This is a genomic window from Nocardioides oleivorans, from assembly GCF_004137255.1.
In the GTDB taxonomy this organism is placed as follows: Bacteria; Actinomycetota; Actinomycetes; order Propionibacteriales; family Nocardioidaceae; genus Nocardioides; species Nocardioides oleivorans.
The window spans coordinates 1,046,291-1,071,111 of record NZ_SDWT01000001.1 but is presented as its reverse complement, the minus strand read 5'-3'; the positions used below and the strand labels follow the sequence as shown (position 1 = coordinate 1,071,111).

29 protein-coding genes are annotated in these 24,821 nt (G+C 72.7%); 13 read left to right on the top strand and 16 right to left on the bottom strand.

Annotated elements, in window-relative coordinates:
- Positions 1–3 precede the first annotated feature (3 nt).
- Genes nth through EUA93_RS05145 form a run of 4 tightly spaced genes read left to right on the top strand, consistent with a single transcriptional unit; the run spans position 4 to position 3,267 of the window.
- Complete coding sequence (nth, locus tag EUA93_RS05160; RefSeq protein WP_165355064.1) at positions 4–744, top strand: endonuclease III; 741 nt, start codon at positions 4–6, stop codon at positions 742–744.
- The gene (locus tag EUA93_RS05155; RefSeq protein WP_129399159.1) at positions 741–1,364 is read left to right on the top strand and encodes a TlpA family protein disulfide reductase; all 624 of its coding nucleotides are present in this window, start codon (positions 741–743) and stop codon (positions 1,362–1,364) included. Before nth ends, EUA93_RS05155 begins: the two co-directional genes overlap by 4 nt.
- Positions 1,361–2,086: an NUDIX hydrolase gene (locus EUA93_RS05150; RefSeq protein ID WP_242497245.1), complete on the top strand. Its 726-nt coding sequence runs from the start codon at positions 1,361–1,363 to the stop codon at positions 2,084–2,086. The genes EUA93_RS05155 and EUA93_RS05150 overlap by 4 nt, the downstream gene beginning before the upstream one ends.
- Before the next feature lie 5 nt (positions 2,087–2,091).
- Positions 2,092–3,267: a MarP family serine protease gene (locus EUA93_RS05145; protein ID WP_129399158.1), complete on the top strand. Its 1,176-nt coding sequence runs from the start codon at positions 2,092–2,094 to the stop codon at positions 3,265–3,267.
- Positions 3,268–3,438: 171 nt separating this feature from the next.
- Here EUA93_RS05145 and EUA93_RS05140 read toward each other — a convergent pair whose 3' ends face one another.
- Positions 3,439–3,837, bottom strand: a complete 399-nt coding sequence (locus EUA93_RS05140) for a phage holin family protein (RefSeq protein ID WP_129399157.1) — start codon at positions 3,835–3,837, stop codon at positions 3,439–3,441.
- A 156-nt stretch (positions 3,838–3,993) separates the two neighbouring features.
- Here EUA93_RS05140 and nhaA point away from each other — a divergent pair, with 156 nt between their 5' ends.
- Both nhaA and EUA93_RS05130 read left to right on the top strand, forming a co-directional pair.
- Positions 3,994–5,409 (top strand): Na+/H+ antiporter NhaA, encoded by a 1,416-nt coding sequence (nhaA, locus tag EUA93_RS05135; RefSeq protein WP_129399156.1) that lies wholly within the window; start codon positions 3,994–3,996, stop codon positions 5,407–5,409.
- Positions 5,410–5,418: 9 nt separating this feature from the next.
- A complete protein-coding gene (locus EUA93_RS05130) occupies positions 5,419–5,850 on the top strand; it encodes a VOC family protein (protein ID WP_129399155.1) in 432 nt (143 codons plus the stop codon).
- Positions 5,851–5,874: 24 nt separating this feature from the next.
- Here EUA93_RS05130 and EUA93_RS05125 read toward each other — a convergent pair whose 3' ends face one another.
- The 7 genes from EUA93_RS05125 to EUA93_RS05095 are packed head-to-tail and all read right to left on the bottom strand — an operon-like array spanning position 5,875 to position 11,261.
- Positions 5,875–7,020: a sensor histidine kinase gene (locus EUA93_RS05125; protein WP_129399154.1), complete on the bottom strand. Its 1,146-nt coding sequence runs from the start codon at positions 7,018–7,020 to the stop codon at positions 5,875–5,877.
- Entirely contained in the window at positions 7,017–7,727 is a 711-nt protein-coding gene (locus EUA93_RS05120; RefSeq protein WP_129399153.1) for a response regulator transcription factor, read from the bottom strand. The genes EUA93_RS05125 and EUA93_RS05120 overlap by 4 nt, the downstream gene beginning before the upstream one ends.
- A 4-nt stretch (positions 7,728–7,731) precedes the next feature.
- The gene (locus EUA93_RS05115) at positions 7,732–8,145 is read right to left on the bottom strand and encodes a hypothetical protein (protein ID WP_129399152.1); all 414 of its coding nucleotides are present in this window, start codon (positions 8,143–8,145) and stop codon (positions 7,732–7,734) included.
- Positions 8,142–9,314 carry a molybdopterin-dependent oxidoreductase gene (locus EUA93_RS05110; RefSeq protein ID WP_129399151.1) on the bottom strand — a complete coding sequence of 391 codons (1,173 nt, stop codon included), beginning with the start codon at positions 9,312–9,314 and terminating at the stop codon, positions 8,142–8,144. Before EUA93_RS05110 ends, EUA93_RS05115 begins: the two co-directional genes overlap by 4 nt.
- Positions 9,314–9,949 (bottom strand): class I SAM-dependent methyltransferase, encoded by a 636-nt coding sequence (locus EUA93_RS05105; protein WP_207208604.1) that lies wholly within the window; start codon positions 9,947–9,949, stop codon positions 9,314–9,316. Before EUA93_RS05105 ends, EUA93_RS05110 begins: the two co-directional genes overlap by 1 nt.
- Entirely contained in the window at positions 9,946–10,596 is a 651-nt protein-coding gene (locus EUA93_RS05100; RefSeq protein WP_129399150.1) for a TIGR04282 family arsenosugar biosynthesis glycosyltransferase, read from the bottom strand. Before EUA93_RS05100 ends, EUA93_RS05105 begins: the two co-directional genes overlap by 4 nt.
- The gene (locus EUA93_RS05095; RefSeq protein ID WP_207208603.1) at positions 10,593–11,261 is read right to left on the bottom strand and encodes a glycosyltransferase family 2 protein; all 669 of its coding nucleotides are present in this window, start codon (positions 11,259–11,261) and stop codon (positions 10,593–10,595) included. Before EUA93_RS05095 ends, EUA93_RS05100 begins: the two co-directional genes overlap by 4 nt.
- Positions 11,262–11,374: 113 nt before the next feature.
- Here EUA93_RS05095 and EUA93_RS05090 point away from each other — a divergent pair, with 113 nt between their 5' ends.
- Positions 11,375–12,703: a hypothetical protein gene (locus tag EUA93_RS05090; protein ID WP_129399149.1), complete on the top strand. Its 1,329-nt coding sequence runs from the start codon at positions 11,375–11,377 to the stop codon at positions 12,701–12,703.
- Positions 12,704–12,706: 3 nt separating this feature from the next.
- On the opposite strand, the gene EUA93_RS05085 is transcribed toward EUA93_RS05090, so the two are convergent.
- The 5 genes from EUA93_RS05085 to EUA93_RS05065 all read right to left on the bottom strand — a co-directional run bounded on the left by EUA93_RS05085 (position 12,707) and on the right by EUA93_RS05065 (position 18,786).
- The gene (locus tag EUA93_RS05085) at positions 12,707–13,756 is read right to left on the bottom strand and encodes an NAD-dependent epimerase/dehydratase family protein (protein WP_129399148.1); all 1,050 of its coding nucleotides are present in this window, start codon (positions 13,754–13,756) and stop codon (positions 12,707–12,709) included.
- The gene (locus EUA93_RS05080) at positions 13,753–14,565 is read right to left on the bottom strand and encodes an S-methyl-5'-thioadenosine phosphorylase (protein WP_129399147.1); all 813 of its coding nucleotides are present in this window, start codon (positions 14,563–14,565) and stop codon (positions 13,753–13,755) included. Before EUA93_RS05080 ends, EUA93_RS05085 begins: the two co-directional genes overlap by 4 nt.
- Before the next feature lie 124 nt (positions 14,566–14,689).
- Positions 14,690–16,618 (bottom strand): acetate--CoA ligase, encoded by a 1,929-nt coding sequence (gene acs / locus EUA93_RS05075; RefSeq protein WP_207208734.1) that lies wholly within the window; start codon positions 16,616–16,618, stop codon positions 14,690–14,692.
- A 207-nt stretch (positions 16,619–16,825) separates the two neighbouring features.
- Positions 16,826–18,433 (bottom strand): solute symporter family protein, encoded by a 1,608-nt coding sequence (locus EUA93_RS05070; protein ID WP_129399145.1) that lies wholly within the window; start codon positions 18,431–18,433, stop codon positions 16,826–16,828.
- Complete coding sequence (locus EUA93_RS05065) at positions 18,433–18,786, bottom strand: DUF485 domain-containing protein (protein ID WP_129399144.1); 354 nt, start codon at positions 18,784–18,786, stop codon at positions 18,433–18,435. Before EUA93_RS05065 ends, EUA93_RS05070 begins: the two co-directional genes overlap by 1 nt.
- A gap of 212 nt (positions 18,787–18,998) precedes the next feature.
- Between EUA93_RS05065 and EUA93_RS05060 the strand changes: the two genes are divergently transcribed.
- Genes EUA93_RS05060 through EUA93_RS05045 form a run of 4 tightly spaced genes read left to right on the top strand, consistent with a single transcriptional unit; the run spans position 18,999 to position 21,410 of the window.
- A complete protein-coding gene (locus tag EUA93_RS05060) occupies positions 18,999–19,655 on the top strand; it encodes a phosphatase PAP2 family protein (RefSeq protein ID WP_129399143.1) in 657 nt (218 codons plus the stop codon).
- Complete coding sequence (locus tag EUA93_RS05055; protein ID WP_129399142.1) at positions 19,652–20,554, top strand: NAD-dependent epimerase/dehydratase family protein; 903 nt, start codon at positions 19,652–19,654, stop codon at positions 20,552–20,554. The genes EUA93_RS05060 and EUA93_RS05055 overlap by 4 nt, the downstream gene beginning before the upstream one ends.
- Positions 20,551–20,991 carry a hypothetical protein gene (locus EUA93_RS05050; protein ID WP_129399141.1) on the top strand — a complete coding sequence of 147 codons (441 nt, stop codon included), beginning with the start codon at positions 20,551–20,553 and terminating at the stop codon, positions 20,989–20,991. The genes EUA93_RS05055 and EUA93_RS05050 overlap by 4 nt, the downstream gene beginning before the upstream one ends.
- Before the next feature lie 17 nt (positions 20,992–21,008).
- On the top strand, positions 21,009–21,410 hold the full coding sequence (locus EUA93_RS05045) for a VOC family protein (RefSeq protein WP_129399140.1): 402 nt from the start codon (positions 21,009–21,011) through the stop codon (positions 21,408–21,410).
- Between the two features lie 30 nt (positions 21,411–21,440).
- Here EUA93_RS05045 and EUA93_RS05040 read toward each other — a convergent pair whose 3' ends face one another.
- Positions 21,441–21,857, bottom strand: a complete 417-nt coding sequence (locus tag EUA93_RS05040) for a GNAT family N-acetyltransferase (protein WP_129399139.1) — start codon at positions 21,855–21,857, stop codon at positions 21,441–21,443.
- A 55-nt stretch (positions 21,858–21,912) separates the two neighbouring features.
- The gene (soxR, locus tag EUA93_RS05035; RefSeq protein ID WP_129399138.1) at positions 21,913–22,389 is read right to left on the bottom strand and encodes a redox-sensitive transcriptional activator SoxR; all 477 of its coding nucleotides are present in this window, start codon (positions 22,387–22,389) and stop codon (positions 21,913–21,915) included.
- 50 nt (positions 22,390–22,439) lie between these two features.
- Between soxR and EUA93_RS05030 the strand changes: the two genes are divergently transcribed.
- Entirely contained in the window at positions 22,440–23,138 is a 699-nt protein-coding gene (locus tag EUA93_RS05030; protein ID WP_129399137.1) for an SDR family NAD(P)-dependent oxidoreductase, read from the top strand.
- Positions 23,135–24,184: an S-adenosylmethionine:tRNA ribosyltransferase-isomerase gene (locus EUA93_RS05025; protein ID WP_129399136.1), complete on the top strand. Its 1,050-nt coding sequence runs from the start codon at positions 23,135–23,137 to the stop codon at positions 24,182–24,184. Before EUA93_RS05030 ends, EUA93_RS05025 begins: the two co-directional genes overlap by 4 nt.
- A gap of 1 nt (position 24,185) precedes the next feature.
- Here the strand turns inward: EUA93_RS05025 and EUA93_RS05020 are convergent, their stop codons facing one another.
- Positions 24,186–24,758 carry a hypothetical protein gene (locus EUA93_RS05020; protein WP_129399135.1) on the bottom strand — a complete coding sequence of 191 codons (573 nt, stop codon included), beginning with the start codon at positions 24,756–24,758 and terminating at the stop codon, positions 24,186–24,188.
- Positions 24,759–24,821 lie beyond the last annotated feature (63 nt).

The following is a 24,821-nucleotide window of genomic DNA, read 5'->3' as shown; positions in this document are numbered from 1 at the left end:
CGGGTGCCGCCCTCCCCGACTGCCAAGAAGGCCGTGAAGGTCGAGATCCCCAAGCCCGACACCGCCCTCGTGCGACGCGCGCGCAAGATCGACCGGATCCTCGCCGAGACCTACCCCGACGCCCGGGCCGAGCTCGACTTCGCCAACGCCTTCGAGTGCCTCGTCGTCACGGTGATCTCGGCGCAGACCACCGACCGGCGGGTCAACGCCGCCAGCCCGGCCCTCATCGCGGCCTACCCGACGCCCGAGGCGATGGCCGCCGCCCCGCGCGAGCACATGGAGCAGCTGCTCGGGCCGCTCGGGTTCTTCCGGCAGAAGACCGACTCGCTCCTCAAGCTCAGCCAGGCGCTCGTCGAGGACTTCGGCGGCGAGGTGCCGGCAAGGCTCGACGACCTGGTGAAGCTCCCAGGTGTCGGCCGCAAGACCGCCAACGTCGTCCTGGGCAACGCGTTCGGCAAGCCCGGCATCACCGTCGACACCCACTTCGGCCGGCTTGTCCGCCGCATGGGCTGGACCGAGGAGACCGACCCGGTCAAGGTCGAGCACGCGATCGGTGCGCTCTTCGCGCCGCGCGACTGGACCATGCTGTCGCACCACCTGATCTGGCACGGCCGGCGGCGCTGCCACGCCAAGAAGCCCGCCTGCGGCGCGTGCCCGGTGGCACGGCTGTGCCCGTCCTTCGGCGTCGGCCCGACCGACCCGATCGAGGCCGAGAAGCTCGTGACCACGCAAGGCCCCGCATGAGGAAGCTCCTCCTCGCGGTGGCGGTCCTGGCCTGCCTCGGCGTCGGTTGGCTCACCTGGTCGTCGATGAGCGGCGGCAGCATCGACGTACGCCCTCCCGACGTCGAGGTCGACACGCCCGCGCTGCGCGAGCAGAAGGCCCGCGCCGGGATCGAGGACTGCGTGCCCGGCACCGGTGACCCGGTGGACGGCGGCCTGCCGGAGATGACGCTGCCCTGCCTCGGCGGCGGGCCCGACGTCGACCTCTCCTCGCTCCGCGGACCGCTGATGATCAACCTCTGGCAGGCCAACTGCGCTCCGTGCGAGAAGGAGATGCCGGTCCTGGAGGAGTTCCACCAGCAGTACGCCGACCAGGTCGCCGTCATCGGCATCGACTTCAACGACGTCCACCCCGCACGCGCGCTGGCGCTGGCCGAGAGCACGGGCGCCACCTACCCCGCGATCGCCGACCCCGGCGGGGAGCTGATGGTCGAGCAGGCCTTCGCGATCGGCCGCCGCGGCCTGCCGGCGTTCGTCTTCGTCGACGCCGACGGCACGGTCGTCTCCCAGACCTCCGGTGGCGTGGAGTCGATGGACGAGCTCAAGCAGCTGGTCGCCGACAACCTCGGGATCATTCTGTGACCCTCCCCGGCTGGCTCGCGCCCGTGGTCGAGGCGTCGTCGACGATCACCGTGCACGAGCTGACCCGGTTCATGCCGCCCGCGGACGCCGACCCCCGGCGCAGCGCGGTGCTCATGGTCTTCGCCGACCGGGACGGCGACGTCGCCGGACCCGACGACCTCGCCCACCGGGGCGAGCTGGTCCTCACCGAGCGCAACCACCACATGCGCTCGCACCCCGGCCAGGTGTCGTTCCCGGGCGGCTCGCTCGACCCGGGGGAGACCGCGGTCGAGGCGGCGCTGCGCGAGGCGTGGGAGGAGATCGGGCTCGACCCGGCCGAGGTGGAGGTCTTCGGGGAGCTCCCCGAGCTCTGGCTGCCGCCGAGCAACAACGCCGTCACCCCGGTCCTGGGCTACTGGCGCGACCGCGGCGACGTGCACATCGCCAGCCCGGCCGAGGTGCACGAGATCCACCACGTCGCGATCGCCGACCTGCTCGACCCCGACAACCGGATCCAGGTCCGCCACCCCAGCGGCTGGCTCGGGCCGGGCTTCCTGATCGGCCCCGACCGTGACGTGATCCTCTGGGGCTTCACCGCCGGCATCATCGCCCGGCTGTTCTCCTACCTGGGCTGGGCCGAGGACTGGGACCGGGCGCGGGTGCGTGACCTGCCCGACCACATGCTGCAAGGTGTCCCCCAGAACGCGCGACAGGTCGCGCCGAACACCGATCTCGAGGAGTGAGCTCCATGAACGTCCTCGACTGGTGCCTCGTCGCGCTCGTGGGGATCTATGCGCTCTCCGGCTACTGGCAGGGATTCATCACCGGTGCCTGCGCCACGGCCGGCCTCCTGCTCGGCGGCATGCTCGGGATCTGGGCCGCGCCCCTCGCGCTCGGTGACGCGGCGCCCTCGCTGTGGGTCTCGCTGGGCGCGCTCTTCATCGTCATCATCGCCGCCTCGCTCGGGCAGGCGGTGCTGCAGTTCGCCGGCACCCGGATCCGCGACCGGATCACCTGGCAGCCGGTGCGAGCGGTCGACGCGGTCGGCGGCGCCGCGCTGAGCGCGGTCGCGGTGCTCCTCGTCGCGTGGGCGCTCGGCGTGGCCGTCTCCGGCACGCGCATCGGTGCGATCACGCCCCTGGTGCGCGACTCCACGATCCTGGCGAAGGTCGACCAGACGCTGCCGACCGACTCGAGCAAGGTGCTGCAGGCCTTCAACAACGTCGTCGGTACGACCTTCTTCCCGCGCTACCTCGAGCCGTTCGCGCCCGAGCGCATCGTCGCGGTGAAGCCCGGTGACCCGCGGATGCTCACCGACCCCGACGTGGTCGCCGCCGAGGCGAGCGTGGTCAAGGTCCGGGGCGCCAACGGCTGCGGGAGCGGCGTCGAGGGCACCGGCTTCTTCTACGCGCCCGGCCGACTCATGACCAACGCCCACGTCGTCGCCGGCGTCACCCGGCCCGAGGTCGAGGTCAACGGCTCGAGCGTGGTCGCGTCGGTCGTGCTCTACGACCCCGACCTCGACATCGCCGTCCTGTCCGTGGCCGACGCGGGCGTCCCGTCGCTGGCGTTCGACACCGAGGTGGAGCCCCGCGACCCGATCGCCGTACTCGGCTACCCCGAGGACGGGCCGTACGACGTCGAGACCGGCCGCGTCCGGGCCGAGCAGCGACTGCGTTCGCCCGACATCTACGGCGAGGGCACCGTGATCCGGCAGGTCTTCTCGCTCCGCGCGCTGATCCGCCCCGGCAACTCCGGCGGCCCGATCGTCACCTCTGCCGGCGAGGTCGCCGGCCTGGTCTTCGCCGCCTCGGTCAGCGACCAGGACACCGGGTACGCGCTCACCGCCGACCAGGTCGCGGAGTCCGCCGAGGCCGGGATCTCGCGCACCTCGCCGGTCGACACCGGCACCTGCGTGCGCTGAGCCGTCGTACCCCGCGGTCCGGGCGGTGCGTGAGCCACGTTCTCGGCGTCACGAATGTGGCTGCGACACCGCTCGCCGGCGAGTCGCGAGCATGTCCTGCGCGGGCGGTGCGTCAGCCACGTTCGCGAGCTCCGGAATGTGGGTGGCTCACCGCCCGGAGCGGGACGAGCGTCAGCCCTTGCCCTTGAGGGCGTTCGGGATCTGCTTGCCCTGCTTGATCGCGCGCTCGGGCGCCTTGACCTGCTTGACCTGCTTCACGCCGACGAGGCCGAGGATCGCGGCGAGCAGGACGTAGAGGCCGAACACGATCAGGAACGCCCAGTGGAGGCCCAGGCCCGCCCAGTGGATGAAGTAGGCGATCGACACCGACAGCATGATGATCGCGAGCAGCAGGAGGAAGGCCGCGCCGGCGAAGAGGCCGATGCCGAGCCCACCGTGCTGGACGCTGACCTTCAGCTCCGACTTGGCGAGCTGGATCTCCTTCGAGATGAGCGAGGAGATGTCGCGCTGCGCGTCCATGACGAGCTTGCCGAGCGTCGGATCGTCGTCCTTGATCGGTGCGTGTGCCATGTGCGGAGGTGTCCTTAGGTACGCCGGTGTGGTGACGTCGTGACCCTACCAACGGGCCGCGTCTAGACTGGGGTCCAGGTGAGCCGGGAAGTCTGGTCGGCCCGTGGTGCCACGCCGCGGTGATGTCCGAACGACCACCCCGAAAGGTGGCCCTGCATGGCCTCCAGTCCCGGCACCCCCGACCCCCGCGAGCTCGACGAGCTCTGGGAGGCCGGTCCCGTCTACAGCGCGAGCGACCGGCCGCTGGCCCGGCTCGTGGCCCGACCGGTGCGCGAGTTCCTCCGGGTCGAGGCCGCCGGCTCGCTGCTGCTGCTCCTCGCCGCGGCCGTCGCACTCGTGTGGGCGAACAGCCCGTGGGCGGCGTCGTACGACTCCCTCTGGCACACGCACCTGGTGCTCGACCTGGGGCCGCTCCACCTCGACGAGTCGCTCCAGCACTGGGTCAACGACGCGCTGATGGTGGTCTTCTTCTTCGTCGTGGGGCTCGAGATCAAGTACGAGCTGGTCAACGGCGACCTGCGCGACCCGAAGACCGCCGCGCTGCCGATCGTCGCCGCGGTCGGCGGGATGGTCGTGCCCGCCGGCATCTACCTCGCCCTCAACCCCCCTGGCAGTGACGGCAACGCCGGGTGGGGGATCCCGATGGCGACGGACATCGCCTTCGCGGTCGGGGTGCTGGGCATCCTGGGACGCCGGATCCCGTCGGCCGCGCGACTCTTCCTGCTGACCCTCGCGATCGTCGACGACATCGGCGCGATCCTGGTGATCGCGGTCTTCTACACCGCCGACCTGTCGCTGGTGTGGCTCGCAATCGCGCTCGGGCTGCTCGGGGTGATGGTGCTCGCGCGGCTGCTGCGGGTCTGGTCGACGGTCGTCTACCTGCTCCTCGGCGTCGGTGTCTGGTTCGCCCTGCTCGAGTCCGGCGTGCACGCCACGCTGGCCGGCGTCGCGATCGGCCTGCTCGCCCCGGCGACGGCGCTCCTCAAGGAGGACGTCGCCCGGGGGTACGCCGTCGACGCGCTGAGCGACAACGAGCTCGACGCCGACGAGCTGCACCGGTTGCGCTTCCTGCTGCGCGAGTCGGTCTCCGTCGTTGAGCGGCTGCAGAGCAGCCTGCACCCGGTGTCGGCGTACGTCGTGCTCCCGGTCTTCGCCCTCGCCAACGCCGGCGTCGAGCTCGGCGCGATCGACAAGGTCTTCACCGAGCCCGTCGGCGTGGGCATCGTGCTGGGGCTGGTGGTCGGCAAGCCGGTCGGCATCTTCCTGGCGTCGTTCCTGGCCGTACGCCTGGGGCTGGGCCGGCTGCCCGACGGGACCTCGTGGCCGATGCTGGTCGGCCTCGGCGCGGTCGGCGGGATCGGCTTTACCGTCTCGATCTTCATCGCCGGGCTCTCCTTCCCGGGCGCGGACCTGCTGACGGAGGAGGCGAAGATCGCGATCCTGCTGGCCTCGCTCGTCGCGGCCGTCGTGGGCGTCGTGCTGCTGCTGGTCACGACCCGGGGCGCCTCGGCCCCGGAGGAGCCGGCCGACCGGGCCGAGGCGCGCGGGCACGCCCCTTCGGGTGGCGGGTAGACAGGTCGTATGGCACTCATCACCAGCAGCGGCTTCGCCCACGTCCGGCTCACCGTCACCGACATCGCGCGCTCGAAGGACTTCTACGACCGGCTCTTCGGATGGCCGACCGCGGTCGACAGCTCCGACCGCGTCGACGAGCCGGGTGTCCGTGACTCCGCCGAGGAGTTCTACGGCGGCACGGTCTACCAGACCCCGCAGGGCACCCTGTTCGGCCTGCGACCGGTCGGCGCCGAGGGCTTCGACCCCGACGCGACCGGGCTCGACCACATCAGCTTCGCCGTGGAGTCCCGCGACGCCCTCGAGGCGGCCCTGGCCGCTCTCACCGACGCCGGCATCGAGCACGGCGAGATCATCGACCTCACGGACGCCGGGATGGCGATCCTGTCCTTCCAGGACCCTGACGACATCAACGTCGAGCTGACCGCGCCGCTCGGCTGACCGCGGCCGGCGCCCGACCTCCCGTCAGCCCGCGGGCAGCACCACGCGGAAGCGGCAGCCGGGGGCGGGCGAGGCCGCGCTGCCGACGTTCTCCACGACCACCTGTCCGTGGTGCGCCTCGACGATGCCCTTGACGATGGCCAGCCCGAGACCGGCCCTCGACGTGTGCACGTCCTGCAGCGGGCTCTCCGGTGTGCGAGCGCTGGTCCCGCGGTAGCCGACGTCGAAGATCCGGTCGCGCGACTCGTCGGGGATCCCGCTGCACCCGTCGGTCACCACGAGCTCGACCCCGCCGTCCACGGGCGCGGCGCTCACGTGCACGGTCCCGTCGGCCGGGGTGTGGCGGATGCCGTTGACGATGAGGTTGGCCAGCACCCGGGAGAGGCCGGCGGGGTCGGCGGCGACCTGCAGGCCGTGGGTGACCTCGCCCCCGAGGGTGACCCGTCGTGCGCGGGCGACGGGGTCGGCGGCCGCGAGGGCCTCGCTGACGAGGTCGCCGAGCACGACCGGCTGCGTTTCTACGACGAGCTGGCCGGCATGGATGCGGGACAGCTCGAAGAGGTCGTCGACCATGGTCACCATCCGGTCGACCTCGCCGCGGATCTGACGGTGGTAGCGCGCCGGGTCGGTGGCGATCGAGTCCTCCAGCGCCTCGGCCATCACCCGGATCCCGGCGAGCGGGGTGCGCAGGTCGTGGGAGACCCACGACACCAGCTCGCGTCGGGACTCCTCGAGCCGATGCTCGCGCTCGCGCGCCGCGGCGAGCTTCTCGTGCGCCGCCGACAGCTCGGCCGACAGCTCCTGGAACTCGGCCGGGCCGCGTCGCTCGGCAGCGACCGCGCCACCCGCACCGACCCGTCGTACGTCCTCGCGCAGCGACCGCGACCACCGTACGAGCGCCGTGGAGAGGACCATCGCGGCGACGAGGGACACCACGGCGGCGGCACTGGTGACGATCAGCACCACCGAGCGGTCGTGGGACGAGATCAGCATCCGCCGCGAGATCGCCTGCACCCCGAGGAGGACGGTCAGCGTGGTGACCACGGCGACGAGGGCGAGCTGCCAGCGCAGCGACCGGTGGCGCAGCGCCCAGCCGACGAGCAGGCCGAGGAGCCCGACGACGAGGCCGCTGCCGATCGCCACGACCCAGATCTCGGTCAGGTCGCTCATCGGCTCTCCTCCTGGTCGTGCGGTGGCCGGGGCTCCCAGCGGTAGCCGACGCCCCAGACGGTGAGCAGGCGGGTCGGGTTCGTCGGGTCGGCCTCGACCTTCTCGCGCAGCCTGCGGACGTGGACGGTGACGGTCGACTGGTCTCCGAACGACCAGCCCCAGACCTGTTGCAGCAGGTCGTCGCGGGAGAAGGCGACACCGGGCCGGGAGACGAAGTGGGCCAGCAGGTCGAACTCCCGGACGGTCAGGGCCGCCTCCCGTCCGGCGACGGTGACCACCCGGCCCGGGCGGTCGATCACGAGGTCCCCGTCGACGACCACCGGCGGGACGGACGCGTCGGCGGTGCTCGCCGAGCGACGCAGGATGGAGTCGACCCGCAGCACGAGCTCGCGCGGGCTGAACGGCTTGGTGACGTAGTCGTCGGCGCCGATCTCCAGGCCCACCACGCGGTCCTGCTCGCCGCCGAGCGCGGTGAGCAGCACGATGGGTACGTCGCTGTGCCGCCGCAGGCGACGACAGACCTCGAGCCCGTCGAGGCCCGGCATCATCACGTCGAGGACGACCAGGTCGGTCTCCACCCGGTGCACGGCGTCGAGCGCTCCGGCGCCGTCGACGGCCTCGTGCACCTGGTGCCCGGCGTTGCGGAGGTAGTCCACGACCACCTCGCGCACGGTCGCGTCGTCGTCGACGACGAGCACCCTGGCCATCGGCTCACTCCCCGCCGCGGGCACGGCGGGATCGGACGAACCCGGCGAGCGCCACGGCCACCACCACGATCGCACTGAGCGCCCACCAGGTCGCGACGTAGGGCCGGTCGAGCAGCGTGGGGTTGTCCGCACGCGCCCCACCCCGGGCCAGCACGGGCACGGCGACGACGGTGAGCGAGCCCCACACGACGAGTGCGACGAGCGACGGCGCCCGCCACGGCCGGGGGAGCAGCCGCGTCCCGGCCAGGCAGACGCCGACGAGGATCGCGGAGAGCACGAGGTCGTGGGCGACCGCGCCGGCGCCGAGCCAGAGGACCACCTCGAGCCACTGGCCCGGGTCCTGCCGGGACAGGAAAAGGAAGGCGCCGTAGAGGCCGAGCAGGACACCCGCGGCGCCGATCGCCAGTCGGGTCCTCACGTGCCCACCTCCAGCCGGGTGACCCACTTGGTCTGGAGCACGCCGGGTCGGTTGGGTGCGATGAGACGGCACGGGTAGCCGTGGTCGAGCGCCAGCCGGTCCCCGGAGAGGTCCAGCGCGAGCAGCGTGCGCGGGTCGGCGGCGAAGCCCGCCGGCAGCGTCGTGACCCGGTAGGGGCCCGACTCCTGGAGTGAGGTCACCGTGACGTCGCGGTCCGCGGGTGCGCCGGCGGCACCGAGCAGGTCGGCGAGCCGGACGCCGGACCAGCTGCCCTGGGCGCTCCAGCCCTCGACGCAGGCGATCGGCAGGTCGGCGGTGTGCTGCGGCATCGCGCGGAGGTCGTCGTACGCGAGCGAGGCGGCGACGACCCCGTCGACCAGCACCTCCAGCCGCCAGTCGCCCGACATCGCCGACTCCTCGACCCCCGCAGCTCGCGCGGACTTGTTGATCGGCACCCCGCCCGGCGCCTCGCCGGTGCGGGTGGCGAAGACCGAGACCTTCCGGAGCCACGGGACGGTGCCGCCGGCCGTGGCGAGGACGGCGACACCCGCGGCGGCGAACGTCGTACGCACCAGGCCGCGTCGAGAGAGCGCGCCGGGGGTGGTCGCCGTCGCGCGGTCGTGGTCGCTCGCCTCGATGTCGCTGGTCAGCACGTCCCGGATGATCGGCAGCTTCACTGCGACGTGCACGACGAGCGCGCCGATGGCGACCCAGGCGATGGCGAAGTGCGTGGTGCGGAAGGAGAAGGTCGTCCAGGGGTACCACTGGGCCGCGTTGAGCAGCCCGGTGGCGAGCTGGAAGATCGCTGCCGCCACCAGCACGCCGATCGAGCCGCGCTCGAGCACCGCGAGCAGCAGCCGTCGGTGGTCGCGCAGCGGCAGGCGCTCGAAGAACTTCGGCAGCACCGACCAGAGCTTCACCAGCAGCAGGGGGATGGCGGCGACCCCGGAGGTGACGTGCAGCCCCTGGGTCACCCGGTAGCCCCAGCTCGGGCTGGTCGGGAAGGGGATCGGCGGCGTGGGCAGCTGGGCGTAGTGGCTGACCAGCCCGGTGACGAAGCAGATGCCGAACGACACCCCGAGCCAGACGCCGACGCGGGCGGCGACGGCCGGGCTGCGGAGCCGGGAGGTGAACTGCTCGGGCGTGGGAGGGGCCAGCGGGGCCTTCATCAGTCGGCGTCCCACAGGACGGCGACCCAGCGGTCGGCGAGCCGGTGCACGTCGAGCACCGCGAGCCCGGCCCGTGCGGCGACGGCCTCGAGGTCGTCGAGGCCCAGGGTCGCCCAGCGGAAGGGGCGGCTGCGCTGGCCCTCGGCGTCGAGCACGGCCCAGCTCTGCACCAGCCCGGTGCCGGGCCCGGTGACCTCGACGACGACGCGGCCGCTGGGGGCCAGGAGGGTCAGCACGCGCTGCAGCAGGGTGACCGGGTCGCCCCCGATGCCGATGTTGCCGTCGGCCAGGAGCACCGTCTCCCACCGGCCCTCGCCCGGCACGCGACGGAAGACGTCGCGGCAGAGCGCGGACGCACCCCGCTGTCGGGTGAGTGTCACGGCGGCGTCCACCACGTCGATGCCGAGCGCGACGTGGCCGGCCTCCTGGAGCGCGTGGGTCATCCGGCCCGGGCCGCAGCCGATGTCGAGGGTCGAGCCGGTGCACAGCGCGACCACGGCGTTGTCGACCGCGTCGGCCGCTCGGGTCCACAGCTCGACCGGCAGCGCCACCGGCTCGTCGCCCAGGCCGACCACGACGGTGGGCGAGCCGTGCAGCGCGTTGCCGAACACCTCGGTGAAGGACTGGTCGGTCACGGGGTGCCCCCTCGAGCCGTGCTGCGCCAGAGCCGCGCGAACCTGGTGTGCGGGGCGAGCGCGGCCACGCGGTCGGCGTCCTCGACCGTGTCGACGTCGGTCATGGCGTCGGTGCTGCCGACCCGGCAGCCGGCCCGCTCGAGCGCGCGCCGGGTGTCGGCACAGGTGTGCGCGGTCGACATCTCGACCTCCGCCACGTGGCGTACGACGTCGGGGTCGCGGCGGGCCAGCGCCCACCAGCCCCCGTCGTCGGCCGGGCCCAGCACCGCGTCGTGGTCGGCGAGCCCGGCGACGGCAGCGGTCAGGGCCGCGGCGGTGACGTGGGGGGTGTCCATCCCGATCTGCACGACGACGCCGGGCCCTGCGTCCTCGTGGGCGTGCACCAGGCGCTCGGCGAAGGTGTCGCCGCGCTGGGGGGTGATGGACCAGCCGGCGAGGGCCGCGGTGATGGCCTCGCCCCGCACGGCGCCCGCGAGGTCGCCGGCCAGGCTCAGGTGACCCGCCATCCCGGCCTCGCCACAGGCCTCGATCGTGTCGAGCAGGGCAGCAGCGGCGAGCTCGGCGGCCGCCTCGGCCCCCACCTCGGCGCCCAGCCGGGTCTTCACCCGGCCGGCGACCGGCGCCTTGGCGACGAGCAGCACCTTCATCGCAGCACCCGCATGAAGTCACGTGCCGTGCGTGCGGTGCCGACGACGGAACCGGACACCTTGGAGCGGGTGCCCTCGGCACGCGGGTGGTAGGCGACGTCGTGCTCGACGACGCGCCATCCGGCACGGGTGATCGACTGGAGCAGCTCGACCGGGTAGCCGAAGCGGCGGTCCTGGAGGTCGAGGGCGAGGAGGGCCTCGCGCCGGCAGACCCGCATCGGCGCGATGTCGTGCGCGTCCATCCCGATCGAGCGGCGCAGCCACGCCGCGATCAGCGCGTTGCCCACCCGCGCGTGCCAGGGCCACACGCCGCGTGCGGTCGGACGACGCCTGCCGACGGCGATGTCGGCGCGCCCCTCGCGCACGTCCGCGAGCAGCGGGAGCAGGTCGGCGGGGTCGAACGAGCCGTCCCCGTCCATCACGGCGACGTAGTCGCGGGTGGCGGCGACCATGCCCGCGTGGACGGCCGAGCCGTAGCCCGGCACCGGCTCGACCACCACGCGGGCGCCGAGGTCGGCGGCCACCGAGGCCGTCTCGTCGCGTGAGCCGTTGTCGACCACGATCACGCCGAACTCGGCCGGCACCCGGGCCAGCAGCGCGGCCAGCGCCGGTGCCTCGTCGCGGCACGGCAGGACCAGGTCACAGATGGCGGCGGCGCTGGTCATGTGATCGAACCTAGGCCGTGGGTCGTCGCCACGGACCACCCTTCGGCTTACGAAACTGTGACGCCGCATCCGCACGGGTGGGCCGCGGTCGGCGCCCACCTAGGCTCGACCACATGACCGCCCAGGGCCGTGCCGCACGAGCTGCCGCGGTCGGCCTGGCGGTTGCCGCCGTCGTGCTGCTCGCCTCGTTCCTGGTCCCGGTGCTCACCGGCTGGGACGTCGACGCCCGCAGCGACATGCTCGGCGCACCGCCCACCCACGGCTACTGGCAGGCCAAGGTCGGGGTCGGGACGGCTCCGGCCCTGGTGCTCGCGGCGGCCGGGGTGTGGCGGGCCGAGGCCTGGGCGCTCGCGTGGTCGTGGCGACGCGTGCTGCTGACGTCGTACGTCGCCGGGCTGGCGTGGATCCTGGCTCTCGCCCTGGTCGACGGCACGTCGGGCCTGACCCGGGTGATGACCAACCACCACGAGTACCTCGTCTCCGCGCGCGAGATCACCGACGTGCCGGCCATGCTGCGCGAGTACGTCGACCGCATCCCGCGCTCGCACCCCGAGAACTGGCCTACGCACCTCGCGGGCCACCCGCCGGGCGCGGTGCTGTTCTTCGTCGGGCTGGTGGCGGTCGGCCTCGGCGGCGACCTGGCCGCCGCGCTGGTCGTCTGCGCGGTCGCGGCGAGCATCCCGGTCGCGGTGCTGCTCGCGCTCCGCGCCCTCGGCGTCGACCGCGGCGCCCGGCTGGCCGCACCGTTCCTGGTGCTCAGCCCGGCCGCGGTCTACCTCGGCGTCTCCGGCGACGCCGTGTTCGCCGCCCTCGCGGCCTGGGGGCTGGCCGCACTGGCTGCCTCGGCGACGGCGCGGTCGACCCGGGCGATGGTCGGACGGGGAGTCGCCGCCGGCCTCCTGCTCGGCTGGTGCGTGATGAGCTCCTACGGCCTGCCCCTCCTCGGCCTGCTCGCCCTGGCCGTCCTCTGGCTGGCCCGCTCGTGGCGGCCGCTCCCGGTCGCGGCCCTCACCGCGCTCGCCGTGGTGCTCGCCTTCGCGGCCCTGGGCTTCGCGTGGTGGGAGGCCTACCCGGTGCTGGTCGACCGCTACTGGGACGGGATCGCGGCGACCCGCCCGGCGTCCTACTGGGTGTGGGGCAACATCGGGGCGCTGCTCGTCTCGGCCGGGCCGCTCCTCGGCGCCGGGCTCGCCGTCACGCTCCGGCGCCACGAGGGCGAGCCGCGGGTGCTCGGCGCGCTGGCCCTCGCGGCCGCCGGTGCCGTCGTGCTCGCCGACCTCAGCGGGATGTCGAAGGCCGAGGTGGAGCGCATCTGGCTGCCGTTCGTCCCGTGGCTGACCCTGTCGCTCGCGCTGCTGCCGGACAGTTGGCGGAGGTGGGGGCTGGCGCTGCAGGTCACGTCGGCGCTGCTCGTGCAGCACCTGCTCTACACGTCCTGGTGACGTTCAGGCCCGCAGTGACGCCGTCGCGAAGGCGGCCAGCCCGGTCGCGGGACCGACGGCGGCGGTGAACCCGAGCTCGGCGCTCGCTCGGGCGGGCGAGGCCACGACGTGACGCACGTCGCCGGGCCGGAACTGGCCGGTCACCTCGGGCTCGATCCCGCTCCCGGTGCCGGCGCTGACCTGCCGCGCGACGTCGAGGATCGTGACGGGCGTGCCGGAGCAGACGTTGTACGCCGCGAAGCGCGGGGCCTGCTCCGCCACCACCTGCTCGAGGGCGAGCACGTTGGCGCGGGCGACGTCGTCGACGTGGACGAAGTCGCGCACCTGCCCGCCGTCCTCGTAGACCTGCGGGCGCTCGCCGCGCTCGATCGACGAGCGGAACATCGCCGCGACCCCGGAGTAGGGGGTGTCACGGGGCATCCCCGGGCCGTAGACGTTGTGGTACCTCAGGGCGACCGCGCCGGCGCCGGCCTGCCGCACCCACGACGACGTGTAGTGCTCCTGGGCGAGCTTGCTCGCGGCATAGCTGCTGCGCGGGTCGAGCCCGGCGTCCTCCGGGACGAGCGACCAGCCGAGCGGCCGGCCGCACGCCGGGCACTGGTTCTCGAAGTCGCCGCCCTCGAGGGCCGTGACCGACCGCGGCGGCGGCTCCTGGTCGCCGTGCTCGGGGCAGGTGTATCTGCCCTCGCCGTAGACGACCATCGACGAGGCGAGGACCAGCCGGTCGACGCCCGCGTCGTGCATCGCGGCCAGCAGAGCCGTCGTACCGACGTCGTTGTGGGAGGCATATGCCGGCAGGTCCCCGACGCGCACGCCCGCACCGACCAGGGCGGCCTGGTGGCACACGACGTCGGTGCCGCGGAGCAGGTCGGCCCACTCGGGCGACCCCGCCTCGCGTACGTCGAGCTGGTGGACGCCGTCGGGCGGGGTGCTGTCGCCGTGGGCGGAGGCGAGCATCAGGTCGACGCCCACCACCTCGTGACCGGCCTCGGCGAGCCGGGCGCCGATGGCGGTGCCGATGAAGCCGGCGGCGCCGGTGAGGAGGACCTTCACCGGCCCTCGACCCCGGGCACGTCGTAGGTCAGGTCCATGCCGTCCCACCACGATCCGCAGGCGCAGCCGTCGGGGCCGGGGAGCGCGGCCACGGCGGTGCTGAGCAGCCCGGTGAGGCGCTCGAGGTTCACCCGGAAGAGGGCGAAGACCTCCTCCTGCCCGACGCCCTCGCCGGACTCGGCGCCGGCGTCCATGTCGGTCACGAGCGCGAGCGAGGCGTAGCACTGGCCCATCTCGCGGGCGAGCGCGGCCTCGGGGGCGCCGGTCATGTTGATCAGGTCCCAGCCCTGGTCGGCGTAGTGGCGCGACTCGGCACGGGTGGAGAAGCGCGGTCCCTCGACGACGACCATCGTGCCGCCGCTCCGGACGTCGGGGTCGGCGCCGGCCAGCGCGGCGGACACGCCGGGGCAGTAGGGATCGGCGAAGGGGAGGTGGACCGCACCGGACTCGACGAAGGAGCCCACGCGGCGGTGGGTGCGGTCGACGAGCTGGTCGGGGACCACCAGGTCACCCGGGGCGACGGTGTCGCGGAGGCCGCCGACCGCGCACGGGGCGATCACCTGGCGGACGCCGAGCGAGCGGAGGGCCCAGGCGTTCGCGCGGTAGTTGATGCCGTGGGGCGGGGCCTCGTGGTGCTTGCCGTGGCGCGGCACGAAGGCGACCGAGCGGCCCGCCACCTCGCCGACCGCGATCGGCGCCGACGGATCGCCGTACGGCGTCGCGACCTCGTGCTCGGTCGCGTCGGGCAGGAACGAGTAGAAGCCGGATCCGCCGATCACGGCGACGTCGGCGTGCGGTGCGGCGCTCATCCGGTCACCCTAGTGAGCCCGCCCTGATCGGGATATCCAGGGACGAAGTGGTGGGCGAACCAGCGGTCGGACCTACCGGATCGTCCCTAGATATCCGGGCGGGGAGGTATCCGGGCGGGGAGGCTCAGTCCTCCGAGGCGCCGGTGGACCTGGACTTGATCAGGTCCATGACGGTCGAGTCGGCGAGGGTCGTGACGTCGCCGACCTCGCGGTCCTCGGCGACGTCCTTGAGCAGGCGGCGCATGATCTTGCCGGAGCGGGTCTTGGGGAGCTCGGCGACGACCATGATCTGCCGCGGCTTGGCGATCGCGCCGATCTCCTTGGCGACGTGCTTGCGGAGCTCCTCGACGATGTCCTCGCCGCCGTCGCCCGCGGAGTCGCGGAGGATGACGAACGCGCAGACGGCCTGGCCGGTGGTCTCGTCGGCGGCACCGACGACGGCCGCCTCGGCGACCTTCGGGTGCGACACGAGGGCCGACTCGATCTCGGTGGTGGAGAGGCGGTGGCCGGAGACGTTCATGACGTCGTCGACCCGGCCGAGCAGCCAGATGTCGCCGTCGTCGTCGAGCTTGGCGCCGTCGCCGGCGAAGTAGAGGCCCTTCCACCGCGACCAGTAGGTGTCCTTGAAGCGCTGGTCGTCGCCCCACAGGGTGCGCAGCATCGCCGGCCACGGCTCCTTGAGCACGAGGTAGCCGCCGTTGCCGTTGCCGACCGACTTCGCGTCGTCGTCCACCACGTCGGCGGCGATGCCGGGCAGTGCCTTCATCGCCGAGCCCGGCTTGCCTGCGGTGACGCCGGGCAGCGGGCTGATCATGATCTGGCCGGTCTCGGTCTGCCACCAGGTGTCGACGACCGGGCAGCGGTCGCCCCCGATGACCTCGCGGTACCAGACGTAGGCCTCGGGGTTGATCGGCTCACCGACCGAGCCGAGCAGCCGCAGCGACGACATGTCGTACCCGTCGGGGATCTCGCGGCCCTGCTTCATGAAGGTCCGGATCGCGGTGGGCGCGGTGTAGAAGAGCGTCACCTTGTAGTCCTGGACGATCTGCCACCAGCGCCCCTTCTCCGGGGTCCCCTCGAACATCACCTGGGTCGCGCCGTTGGCCAGCGGGCCGTAGACCATGTAGGAGTGGCCGGTGATCCACCCGACGTCGGCCGTGCACCAGTAGACGTCGTCGTCCTTGAGGTCGAAGACCTCCCAGTGGGTGAACGACGTGCCGGTGAGGTAGCCGCCGGTGGTGTGGAGGATGCCCTTGGGCTTGCCCGTGGAGCCCGACGTGTACATGACGAACAGCGGGTGCTCGGCGTCGTGCAGCTCGGGCTCGTGGTCGGCGGAGGCGTTGTCGACGGCCTCGTGCCACCACACGTCGCGGTCGTCGTCCCAGTCGACGTCCTGACCGGTGCGGCGCACGACCAGCACCTTCCTGGCCAGCTCGTCGTCCTCGAGCTTGGTGACCGCCTCGTCGACGGCCGGCTTCAGCGCCGAGGGCGCACCGCGTCGGTAGCCGCCGTCGGCGGTGATGACGACCTTCGCCCCGCAGTCGGTGATGCGCGAGGCGAGGGCGTCGGCCGAGAAGCCGCCGAACACGACCGTGTGCGGGGCGCCGATCCGGGCGCAGGCGAGCATCGCGACGACGACCTCGGGGATCATCGGCATGTAGATCGCGACCCGGTCACCCTTCTGCACGCCGAGCTCGGTCAGGGCGTTGGCCGCCTTCGAGACCTCGTCCTTGAGCTGGGCGTAGGTGATGTCGCGGGTGTCGTCCTCAGGCTCGCCGATCCAGTGCAGCGCGACCTTGTCGCCGTTGCCGGCGGCCACGTGGCGGTCCACGCAGTTGACCGAGGCGTTGATCGTGCCGCCGACGAACCACTTCGCGAAGGGCGGGTTCGACCAGTCGAGGACCTGGTCCCACTTCTGGCCCCACTCGAGGCGGTCCGCCGCGGCGGCCCAGAAGGCCTCGCGGTCGGAGTCGGCACGGGCGTAGGCCTCCTCCTTCACGTTCGCGTCGGCCGCGAGGTCGGTCGGCGGCTCGAAGCGGCGGTCCTCGTGCATCAGGTTCGACAGGGTCTGCTCGGACAAGGCTCTCTCCTCGGGAGGGACACGTGTGCAGGGGTGGTGCTGACGGGGAAGGTGACCCCCTCGCCGAACCTACTCCGGCTCGGCGAGGGGGTCACCGGTGGATCTGTGACGGCGGACACAGGCTGGCGCAGGCCGCGTGGCAACCGCGTCGCCGTCGTCGTACGACGCCTCTGCGATGCGTCAGTGCTGGGATGCCTCCTCCGCACCGGCGCCGGTGAGGGCGCGCACCTCGAGCTCGGTGAAGCGGTCCTCGGCAGCGGGCTCCTTCGAGGTGACGGCGCCGATGTAGCCGAGCAGGAAGCCGATCGGGATCGAGACGATGCCCGGGTTGTTGAGCGGGAAGACCGCCCAGTCGGAGTCCGGGAAGAGCGACGTCGGCAGGCCCGACATCACCGGCGAGAAGAACACCAGGCCGACGGCCGCGATCAGGCCGCCGTAGATGCTCCATGTCGCGCCGCGGGTGTTGAAGCGCTTCCAGAACATGTTGAAGATGATCGACGGCAGGTTGGCCGACGCCGCGACCGCGAAGGCGAGCGCCACGAGGAACGCGATGTTGAGCCGCTGCGCCGGGATCGACAGGGCGATCGCGACCGCACCGATGACGAAGGCCGCGATCCGGGCGACCCGGACCTCGTCGTGCTCGCTGACCGGCTGGTCCTTCTTGATGACGCCCTTGTAGAGGTCGTGCGCCACCGAGGACGAGCTGGCCAGGGTGAGGCCGGCGACCACCGCGAGGATCGTCGCGAAGGCGACCGCGGCGATCAGGGCGAGCAGGATCGCGCCGCCCGTGGACCCGTCGCCGCCACCGACCGCCTCGGCGAGGAGCGGCGAGGCGAGGTTCTGGTTGCCGCCCTCGAGCGGGTCGACGGCCGAGCGGTCGAGCAGCGCCGCGGCGCCGAAGCCCAGGACCAGCGTCATCAGGTAGAACACGCCGATCAGCCCGATGGCCCACAGCACCGACTTCCGCGCGTCCTGCGCGGTCGGCACGGTGTAGAAGCGGATCAGGATGTGCGGGAGCCCGGCCGTGCCGAGCACGAGGGCCAGGCCGAGCGAGAGGAAGTCGATCTGCGACGTCAGCGTGGCGCCGTACTGCAGTCCGGGCTGGAGGAACGCCTCGCCCTTGCCGCTGTTGTCGGCCGCGGTGCCGAGCAGGTCGGACAGGTTGAAGTTGAACTTGGCCAGCACCAGCACGACGATCAGCGCGGAGCCGATCATGAGCAGCACGGCCTTGACGATCTGGACGTAGGTCGTGCCCTTCATGCCGCCGACGACGACGTAGAAGATCATCAGGACGCCGACGCCGACGATGGTGAGGTTCTTGATCGTCTGGCTGTCCACGCCGAGGAGCAGCGCGACGAGCGAGCCGGCGCCGACCATCTGTGCGAGCAGGTAGAAGATCGAGACGACGACCGTCGAGATCGACGCGGCCGTGCGCACCGGGCGCTGGCTCATCCGGAACGCGAGCTGGTCGGCCATCGTGTAGCGGCCGGCGTTGCGCAGCATCTCCGCCACCAGCAGGAGCGCGACGAGCCACGCCACCAGGAAGCCGATCGAGTAGAGGAAGCCGTCGTAGCCGTAGACCGCGATGGCGCCGGAGATGCCGAGGAACGACGCCGCCGACATGTAGTCGCCGCCGATGGCGAGACCGTTCTGGAAGCCCGAGAAGGAGCGGCCGCCGGAGTAGAAGTCGGCGGCGCTCTTGGTCTGCCGGCTCGCCCAGAAGGTGATGCCGATCGTGAACGCGACGACGAGCAGGAACAGGCTCGTGGTGAGCACCTGGGTGTCCATCAGGCCTCGCCTCCCTTGCGGTACTCGGCGTCGAGCTGACGCGCCAGCGGGTCGAGCTTCTGCTGGGAGTAGCGGGCGTACATCCAGGCCAGCCCGAAGGTCGTGACGAACTGCAGCAGCCCGAAGATCAGCGCCACGTTGATGTGGCCGACGACGCGGGTGTCCATGAAGCCGCCGGCCCAGTTGGAGAGGATGACGTACAGCAGGTACCAGGCGAGGAAGGCAGCCGTCGCCGGGAAGACGAAGCTGCGGTAGCGGCGGCGCAGCTCGGCGAACTCCGGCGTGGCAGCCAGCCGGTCGTAGATGGGGTCGTGGCGTGTGGCCTGCTCTGCGGCCTCGTCGTGCTCTGTCACGGAGCGCGTCCTTCCGGGCGGGGGAGGTCACCGGGTGTGACCGCCGTCACCGTGACACCGGTCACAGGACGGGCGGCAGGGGCACGTACGCCTCGCTCGTCCGGTGGGCACCGCTGCGCGCCGAGCGGTGGGTGGCGTACGACGAACGGTCGCGCCGCCACCCCACCCGAGCGGGGCTGCCCGCCCCGGTCCCGGGGTGGGAGGCTCGCCCGATGAGGATCGAGGGCGGACGACGCGCAGCCACCGTGCTGGTCGTCGCGTGGGCGGTGCTCCTGGCCTGCGTGCTGGGGATCGGCTGGCTCCTGACGCACCCGCTCGAGCGCCACGTCGAGCCCTGGGACGACTCAGTGGTGCGGTGGTTCGCCGACCACCGGACCTCAGGGCTCGACGTCGCCGCCGACGCGGGGAGCAAGGTCGCCGACACGCTCGTGGGGATCGCGCTGACCGTCGTCCTCGCGGCCGCGATCTCGCGGTGGCAGCGGTCGTGGCGGCCGTTCGCCTACTACGCCGTCCTGGTCGGCGGCACGTTCGTGCTCTACCTGGTCGTCACCGCGCTCGTCCCGCGCGACCGACCGCCGGTGGAGATCCTCGACCCCGGTCTGGTGCCCGACCACAGCTTCCCGTCCGGCCACGTCGCCACCGCGGTCGTCGTCTACTGCGGCACCGCCCTCCTGCTCAATGCCCTGGTCCCACGCTGGCGCCGGCGCACGTGGCCGCTCCTGCTCGTGCCGCTCGTGGTGGCGCCGTCGCGGCTCTACCAGGGCGCCCACCACCCGACCGACGTCCTCACCAGCCTGCTGTTCGCCTCGGCCTGGCTCGCCGTCGTCGCACGCGTCCTCCTCCACCCGCCTGACAAGGTGGAGGCATGACCTCTCCTGTCGTCGTCGTGACCGGTGCCAACGGACTGGTGGGCAGCCACGTGGTGTCCGCCCTGAGCGAGCGCGGCGCGAGCGTGCGTGCCGTCGTACGACGACCGGGCACCGCACCCGACCTGCCGGGCGTCGAGGAGCACGTCGGCGACTTCGCCGACCCGGGCTTCGCCGGCTCGGTGGTCGTGGGTGCGGACGCACTCGTCACGACCGTGCACCCGATGGGCGACGACCGCGACAGCCAGCGCCGGGTCGGGGTCGACGGCACGCTCACCATCGCCGACGCGGCCGCCACGTCCGGCGTCGCGCGCCACGTCCACGTCTCGACCGCCGCGGTCTATGACCGCAGCCCCGGGACCGGCGACGTCGCCGAGGACGGCGACCTCGTCGGTGACGACGGTGGCGACTACGCCGTCGTGAAGCGCGACGTGGACGCAGCGCTCGACCGGGCCGCGGGGACGACGCGCGTCCTCGTGCGGCCGCCGGCGATCCTCGGGCCGGGTGGGTCCTCGGTCTGGAACGCCCTGCGCCCGGCGCGGATCCGCGACGACGAGGGCCAGCGGCACGCGGTGCCCGACGCGAGCTTCGCCTGGGTGCACGTCGACGACCTCGCCGCCCTGGTCGCGGACCTGGCCTCCGGTGCGATCGCGGCGGGTGACGACCCCGAGGCCGGTCCGGTCGCCGGTGGCTGCACCCCGGTCAACGCGGCCGGCGAGCCCGCGACCCAGCGCGACTACCTCGGCGCCGTGACGTCGGCGCTGGGCCTCGAGCCGGTCTGGGACGACGAGCCCGCCTGGACGGGGCAGATCGTCGCCGACCGAGCGCGTGGCTGGGGTTGGTCGCCGAAGGTGACGCTCGATGAGGCCCTCGAGGAGCTGAAGGCCGGCCTGCGGCAGTGACCGCCCCGCTCGCCCAGGCGGTCACCGAGGGCGACCTCGGGGCCTGGGTGATCAAGGCCCGGGGGAGCGAGCCGTCCACCCAGGAGCACGTCCGCAGCGGGTTCGTGCAGGCGTCCTCGTGGTGCGTACGACGCTCCTACCGCACCGACCTCGTCCGTGCCGGGCAGCCGGTGCTGCTCTGGGTCAGCGGGCGCGAGGCTGCGGCTCCGGCGGGGATCCACGCCCGTGGCTCCACGACGGGCGTCGTCACCGGGGACCGGATGCCGGTGCGCCTGGAGTCGCTGCCGAGGCCACTGCTCCGGTCCGAGCTCGCCGGCCACCCTGCGCTGGAGGCACTGGAGGTGCTCCGGATGCCCGCCGGCAGCAACCCGTCCTTCGTCAGCCGCGATCAGCTGGTGGTGCTGCAGGAGCTGGGGCTTGACCTCAGGTGCACCTGAGGTCGGACGATGACGGCATGACCGAGGTCCAGGAGCTCCGCATCACCCTCACTGTCGACGACTTCGACGCCGCGGTGGCGTTCTACCGCGACGCGCTCGGCCTGCCACAGCTCGAGGACTGGAGCAGCGAGGAGGGCCGGGTGCTGCTGCTCGACGCCGGCCGGGCGACCCTCGAGCTCTTCGACGAGCGGCAGGCCGCGATGGTCGACGACCTCGAGGTGGGGCGGCGGGTATCGGGGAAGGTGCGGTTCGCGCTGCAGGTGTCCTCGGCGGCCGAGGCCTCCACGTCGCTGGTCGGTGCCGGCGCCACCGAGGTCGCTCCGGCGAAGGTCACGCCCTGGGGCGACACGAACGCCCGGATCGCTGCTCCTGACGGGATGCAGCTGACGCTCTTCTCGCCGTCCGACGACCCCGCCTGATGGATTTCCACGCGCTGGGGTGGAAGTCCATCAGGGCGTCGGCGTGCGGATCATCCACATCGTCGGGTCGGGGAGCGGTGCGAAGCCCAGCGGCTCGTAGACGCCGTGGGCGGTGCCGGTCGCGAGCAGGGTGCGTCGTACGCCGAGCGCGTCCAGGTCGCGGTTGACGGCCTCGACCACCATCCGACCCAGGCCGCGACCGCGGTGGTCGCGGTCGACGTACACGTCGCAGAGCCAGGCGAAGTTGGCGTGGTCGGTGACGACCCGGGCGTAGGCGACCTGCTCGCCCTCGTGGAAGACGCCGTAGTTGAGCGAGTGCGCTGCGGCCGTCCCGACGTTGTCGCGGGTGCGGCCGAGCGCCCAGTACGCGTCGGTGCTCAGCCACTCGTGGACGCGGTCGAGGTCCATCGCGTCGGAGTCGGTGCGGAGCTCGTAGCCGTCGGTCATGTGCTTGATCCTGACATCGGGCGGTCGTCCCGACCGGCAGCCGTATCGCGCTGGACTACCCCGAGCGGCGGGAGGGGTGCGGGCGCCGGAGGGTGTCGGGCAGGAGCTGGGCGCCGGGACCGCGCTCGGCCGCCCAGTCGCCGGCGTTGGAGAACGCGCACGACCGCAGGCTGAGGCAGCCGCACCCGATGCACGAGTCGAGACCGCCCTTGAGCCGCTGGAGCGCTGCGATCTGCTCGTCGAGGCGGGCGCCCCAGTGCTTCGAGATGCGGTGCCAGTCGGCCTTGGTCGGGGTGCGGTTGCCGGGCAGCCGGCCGAGCTCGTCGCGGATCTCCTCGATCGTGAGGCCGACGTTGGACGCGGCACGGATAAAAGCCAGGCGTCGCAGCACGCTGCGCTCGAAGCGCCGCTGGCCACCGCCGGAGCGGTGTGCCTCGATCAGTCCCTCGGCCTCGTAGTAGCGGATCGCCGACGCGGCGAAGCCGCTCCGGCTGGTGATCTCCCCCATCGGGAGCAGGTCCTTCGCATCCATCTGCCATCAACCCTTGAACTCAAGTTCACTTCAACTTGAACCATGGTGCCATGAACACCACGACAGAGACACGGGTGGCCCTGGTCACCGGAGGTTCGGCCGGTCTCGGACTGGCCCTGTGCACGGCGCTCGCGGAGCGGGGATGGGACGTCATCACCGACGGACGCAGCGCCGAGAAGTTCAAGGAGGCCGACCTGCCCGCCGGGGTCACGGCCGTCGTCGGCGACCTGACCGACGCCGACCACCGGTCGGCGCTCGTCGCCGAGGTCGAGCAACGCGGTCGCCTCGACCTGCTGGTGCACAACGCCAGCACGCTGGGCCCGCTGCCGATGCGCCCGCTGGAGGAGGTCGACATCCCGGACCTGATGCACGTCTGGCGCACCAACATCGGCGGACCGCTCGTCCTCACCTCGGCGCTGCTGCCGCGGCTGCGGGACGCGGACGGCGTGCTCCTCTCGCTCAGCTCCGACGCTGCCGTCGAGCACTACGAGACGTGGGGGCTCTACGGCGCGAGCAAGGCGGCGCTCGACCACGTGACGCTGACCTATGGCGCGGAGACCGGGCTGAGGGCGTACGCCGTCGACCCGGGTGACATGCGTACGGCGATGCACCAGGACGCCTTCCCGGGCGAGGACATCTCCGACCGTCCGCTCGCCTCGACCGTCGTCCCGCGGCTGCTGGCGCTGCTCGACGCGCGACCGGAGTCCGGGCGCTACCGGGCTGCCGACATCGGGGAGGACGTCCGATGAGCCTGCTCGCCGAGACCCCGCACACCCGCTTCGCGGCCTCCGACTTCGCCCCGCAGCCCGCCGAGTCGCGCGGCCTCGAGCGCGACGAGGTGCGCCTGCTCGTCGGCACACCGGACGGCCTCGCGCACGTGCGCTTCCGCGACCTGCCCGACCACCTGCACGCCGGTGACGTGCTCGTCGTGAACACGTCCGCCACCGTCAACGCCGAGGTCGACGCGACGCTCGACGGCGAGCCGGTCGTGCTGCACGTGGCCCACCACCTCGAGGACGGCGACCGCGTCGTCGAGCTGCGGTCCTCCCCGGATGCGGGCCGGGCCATCCTCGATCGGACGTCGGGCGACGTCGTCCGGGTCGGTGACGTACGCCTGGTGCTGCGGTCGCCGTGGCCCGGGGAGGCGTCGTCGCCGACCGGTGCCGGCAACCGCCTCTGGCAGGCGTCGGTCGCGGGCGACCTCGACCGACAGCTGGAGTGGAACGGTCGGCCCATCGCCTACGGCTACCTCGACCGGCGCTACCCGCTCGCCGACTACCAGACCGTCTTCGGCACGCGGCCGGGCAGCGCCGAGATGGCGTCGGCGGGCCGGCCGTTCACCCCGGCGCTGGTGACCCGGCTCGTGACCGCAGGCGTCCAGCTCGCGCCGGTCACGCTGCACACCGGGGTGTCCTCGCAGGAGGCGGGCGAGGCGCCCGGCCCGGAGTGGTTCGAGGTGCCGCCCACGTCGGCACGCACGATCAACGGCGCCCGCGAGAACGGCGGCCGGGTCATCGCCGTCGGCACCACCGCCACGCGAGCGGTCGAGTCGTCCGTGCTCGGGCGGCACGTCGTCGCCTCGCGCGGCTGGACGTCGCGGGTGGTCACGCCCGCGCAGCCGCCTCGCGTCGTCGACGGCCTGGTCACCGGCTGGCACGACCCGATGGCCTCGCACCTCCTCCTCGTCGAGGCGGTCGCGGGCGAGCGCCTGACGCAGGCGGCGTACGACGCAGCGGTGGCCGAGGGCTACCTCTGGCACGAGTTCGGCGACTCGGCGCTGCTGCTGCGGAGATAGGTCAGGAGCAGGTGCCGGCGATGTTGGTGATGGTGATGTCGTCGCCCACGTTGCTCGTCAGGCTCGCGACGGTGGTGTGGACGAAGGACAGGGTGACGTTGCCGGTGACGTTGCTCAGCCAGGTGACCGACCGGGTGCCGGCCGTCGTGCTCGTGGAGGTGTCGATGGTGCTCCCGTTGACGGTGACGCCGTTGACCTGGAGGACCGAGGTCTGCGGACGCGGGTTCGAGAGGTACGCCGTCCAGCTGTAGGTGAACCGGTAGGTGCGACCCGACGTCACGCAGATGCTGCGCGCGGCGGTGACCGCCAGGGTGCCCAGGGCCGGAGGGTCGGCAACGGTGATGAAGGACCCGTTCTCGAACCGGTCGGTCCCGCCGCCCGGGCTGGCCGTCGAGGAGGTCAGGGTCCAGCCGTTGCCGAGGGTGCCGGACGCGGGGAACCCCTGGAAGTAGAACTCCGGGCAGTTGCACGGGGACGCCGCGAACGCGGGCGCCGCGGTCGCCACGGCCACGACGGGGACCGTCCACGCGGCAGAGCGCGTGAGCGTGCGTCGGGTGGGGCGGAGGGGTTCCATGCGGCGGGTCCTGGGGTGGCGGGGCGTGGGGGGATCTGGACGAATGTCAAGAAGTTACCAAGA

What these genes read in the sequence shown, in the direction of transcription:
- EUA93_RS05055 (WP_129399142.1), top strand. Translation starts at nt 19,652, where the DNA reads ATGACCTCTCCTGTCGTCGTCGTGACCGGTGCCAACGGACTGGTGGGC.
- EUA93_RS05030 (WP_129399137.1), top strand. Translation starts at nt 22,440, where the DNA reads ATGAACACCACGACAGAGACACGGGTGGCCCTGGTCACCGGAGGTTCG.
- EUA93_RS05020 (WP_129399135.1), bottom strand. Translation starts at nt 24,758, where the DNA reads ATGGAACCCCTCCGCCCCACCCGACGCACGCTCACGCGCTCTGCCGCG.
- EUA93_RS05080 (WP_129399147.1), bottom strand. Translation starts at nt 14,565, where the DNA reads ATGAGCGCCGCACCGCACGCCGACGTCGCCGTGATCGGCGGATCCGGC.
- EUA93_RS05045 (WP_129399140.1), top strand. Translation starts at nt 21,009, where the DNA reads ATGACCGAGGTCCAGGAGCTCCGCATCACCCTCACTGTCGACGACTTC.
- EUA93_RS05100 (WP_129399150.1), bottom strand. Translation starts at nt 10,596, where the DNA reads ATGAAGGTGCTGCTCGTCGCCAAGGCGCCGGTCGCCGGCCGGGTGAAG.
- EUA93_RS05095 (WP_207208603.1), bottom strand. Translation starts at nt 11,261, where the DNA reads ATGACCAGCGCCGCCGCCATCTGTGACCTGGTCCTGCCGTGCCGCGAC.
- EUA93_RS05090 (WP_129399149.1), top strand. Translation starts at nt 11,375, where the DNA reads ATGACCGCCCAGGGCCGTGCCGCACGAGCTGCCGCGGTCGGCCTGGCG.
- EUA93_RS05040 (WP_129399139.1), bottom strand. Translation starts at nt 21,857, where the DNA reads ATGACCGACGGCTACGAGCTCCGCACCGACTCCGACGCGATGGACCTC.
- nhaA (WP_129399156.1), top strand. Translation starts at nt 3,994, where the DNA reads ATGGCCTCCAGTCCCGGCACCCCCGACCCCCGCGAGCTCGACGAGCTC.
- acs (WP_207208734.1), bottom strand. Translation starts at nt 16,618, where the DNA reads ATGCACGAGGACCGCCGCTTCGAGCCGCCGACCGACCTCGCGGCCGAC.
- EUA93_RS05120 (WP_129399153.1), bottom strand. Translation starts at nt 7,727, where the DNA reads ATGGCCAGGGTGCTCGTCGTCGACGACGACGCGACCGTGCGCGAGGTG.
- EUA93_RS05025 (WP_129399136.1), top strand. Translation starts at nt 23,135, where the DNA reads ATGAGCCTGCTCGCCGAGACCCCGCACACCCGCTTCGCGGCCTCCGAC.
- EUA93_RS05140 (WP_129399157.1), bottom strand. Translation starts at nt 3,837, where the DNA reads ATGGCACACGCACCGATCAAGGACGACGATCCGACGCTCGGCAAGCTC.
- soxR (WP_129399138.1), bottom strand. Translation starts at nt 22,389, where the DNA reads ATGGATGCGAAGGACCTGCTCCCGATGGGGGAGATCACCAGCCGGAGC.
- EUA93_RS05145 (WP_129399158.1), top strand. Translation starts at nt 2,092, where the DNA reads ATGAACGTCCTCGACTGGTGCCTCGTCGCGCTCGTGGGGATCTATGCG.
- EUA93_RS05110 (WP_129399151.1), bottom strand. Translation starts at nt 9,314, where the DNA reads ATGAAGGCCCCGCTGGCCCCTCCCACGCCCGAGCAGTTCACCTCCCGG.
- EUA93_RS05125 (WP_129399154.1), bottom strand. Translation starts at nt 7,020, where the DNA reads ATGAGCGACCTGACCGAGATCTGGGTCGTGGCGATCGGCAGCGGCCTC.
- EUA93_RS05130 (WP_129399155.1), top strand. Translation starts at nt 5,419, where the DNA reads ATGGCACTCATCACCAGCAGCGGCTTCGCCCACGTCCGGCTCACCGTC.
- EUA93_RS05070 (WP_129399145.1), bottom strand. Translation starts at nt 18,433, where the DNA reads ATGGACACCCAGGTGCTCACCACGAGCCTGTTCCTGCTCGTCGTCGCG.
- EUA93_RS05060 (WP_129399143.1), top strand. Translation starts at nt 18,999, where the DNA reads ATGAGGATCGAGGGCGGACGACGCGCAGCCACCGTGCTGGTCGTCGCG.
- EUA93_RS05155 (WP_129399159.1), top strand. Translation starts at nt 741, where the DNA reads ATGAGGAAGCTCCTCCTCGCGGTGGCGGTCCTGGCCTGCCTCGGCGTC.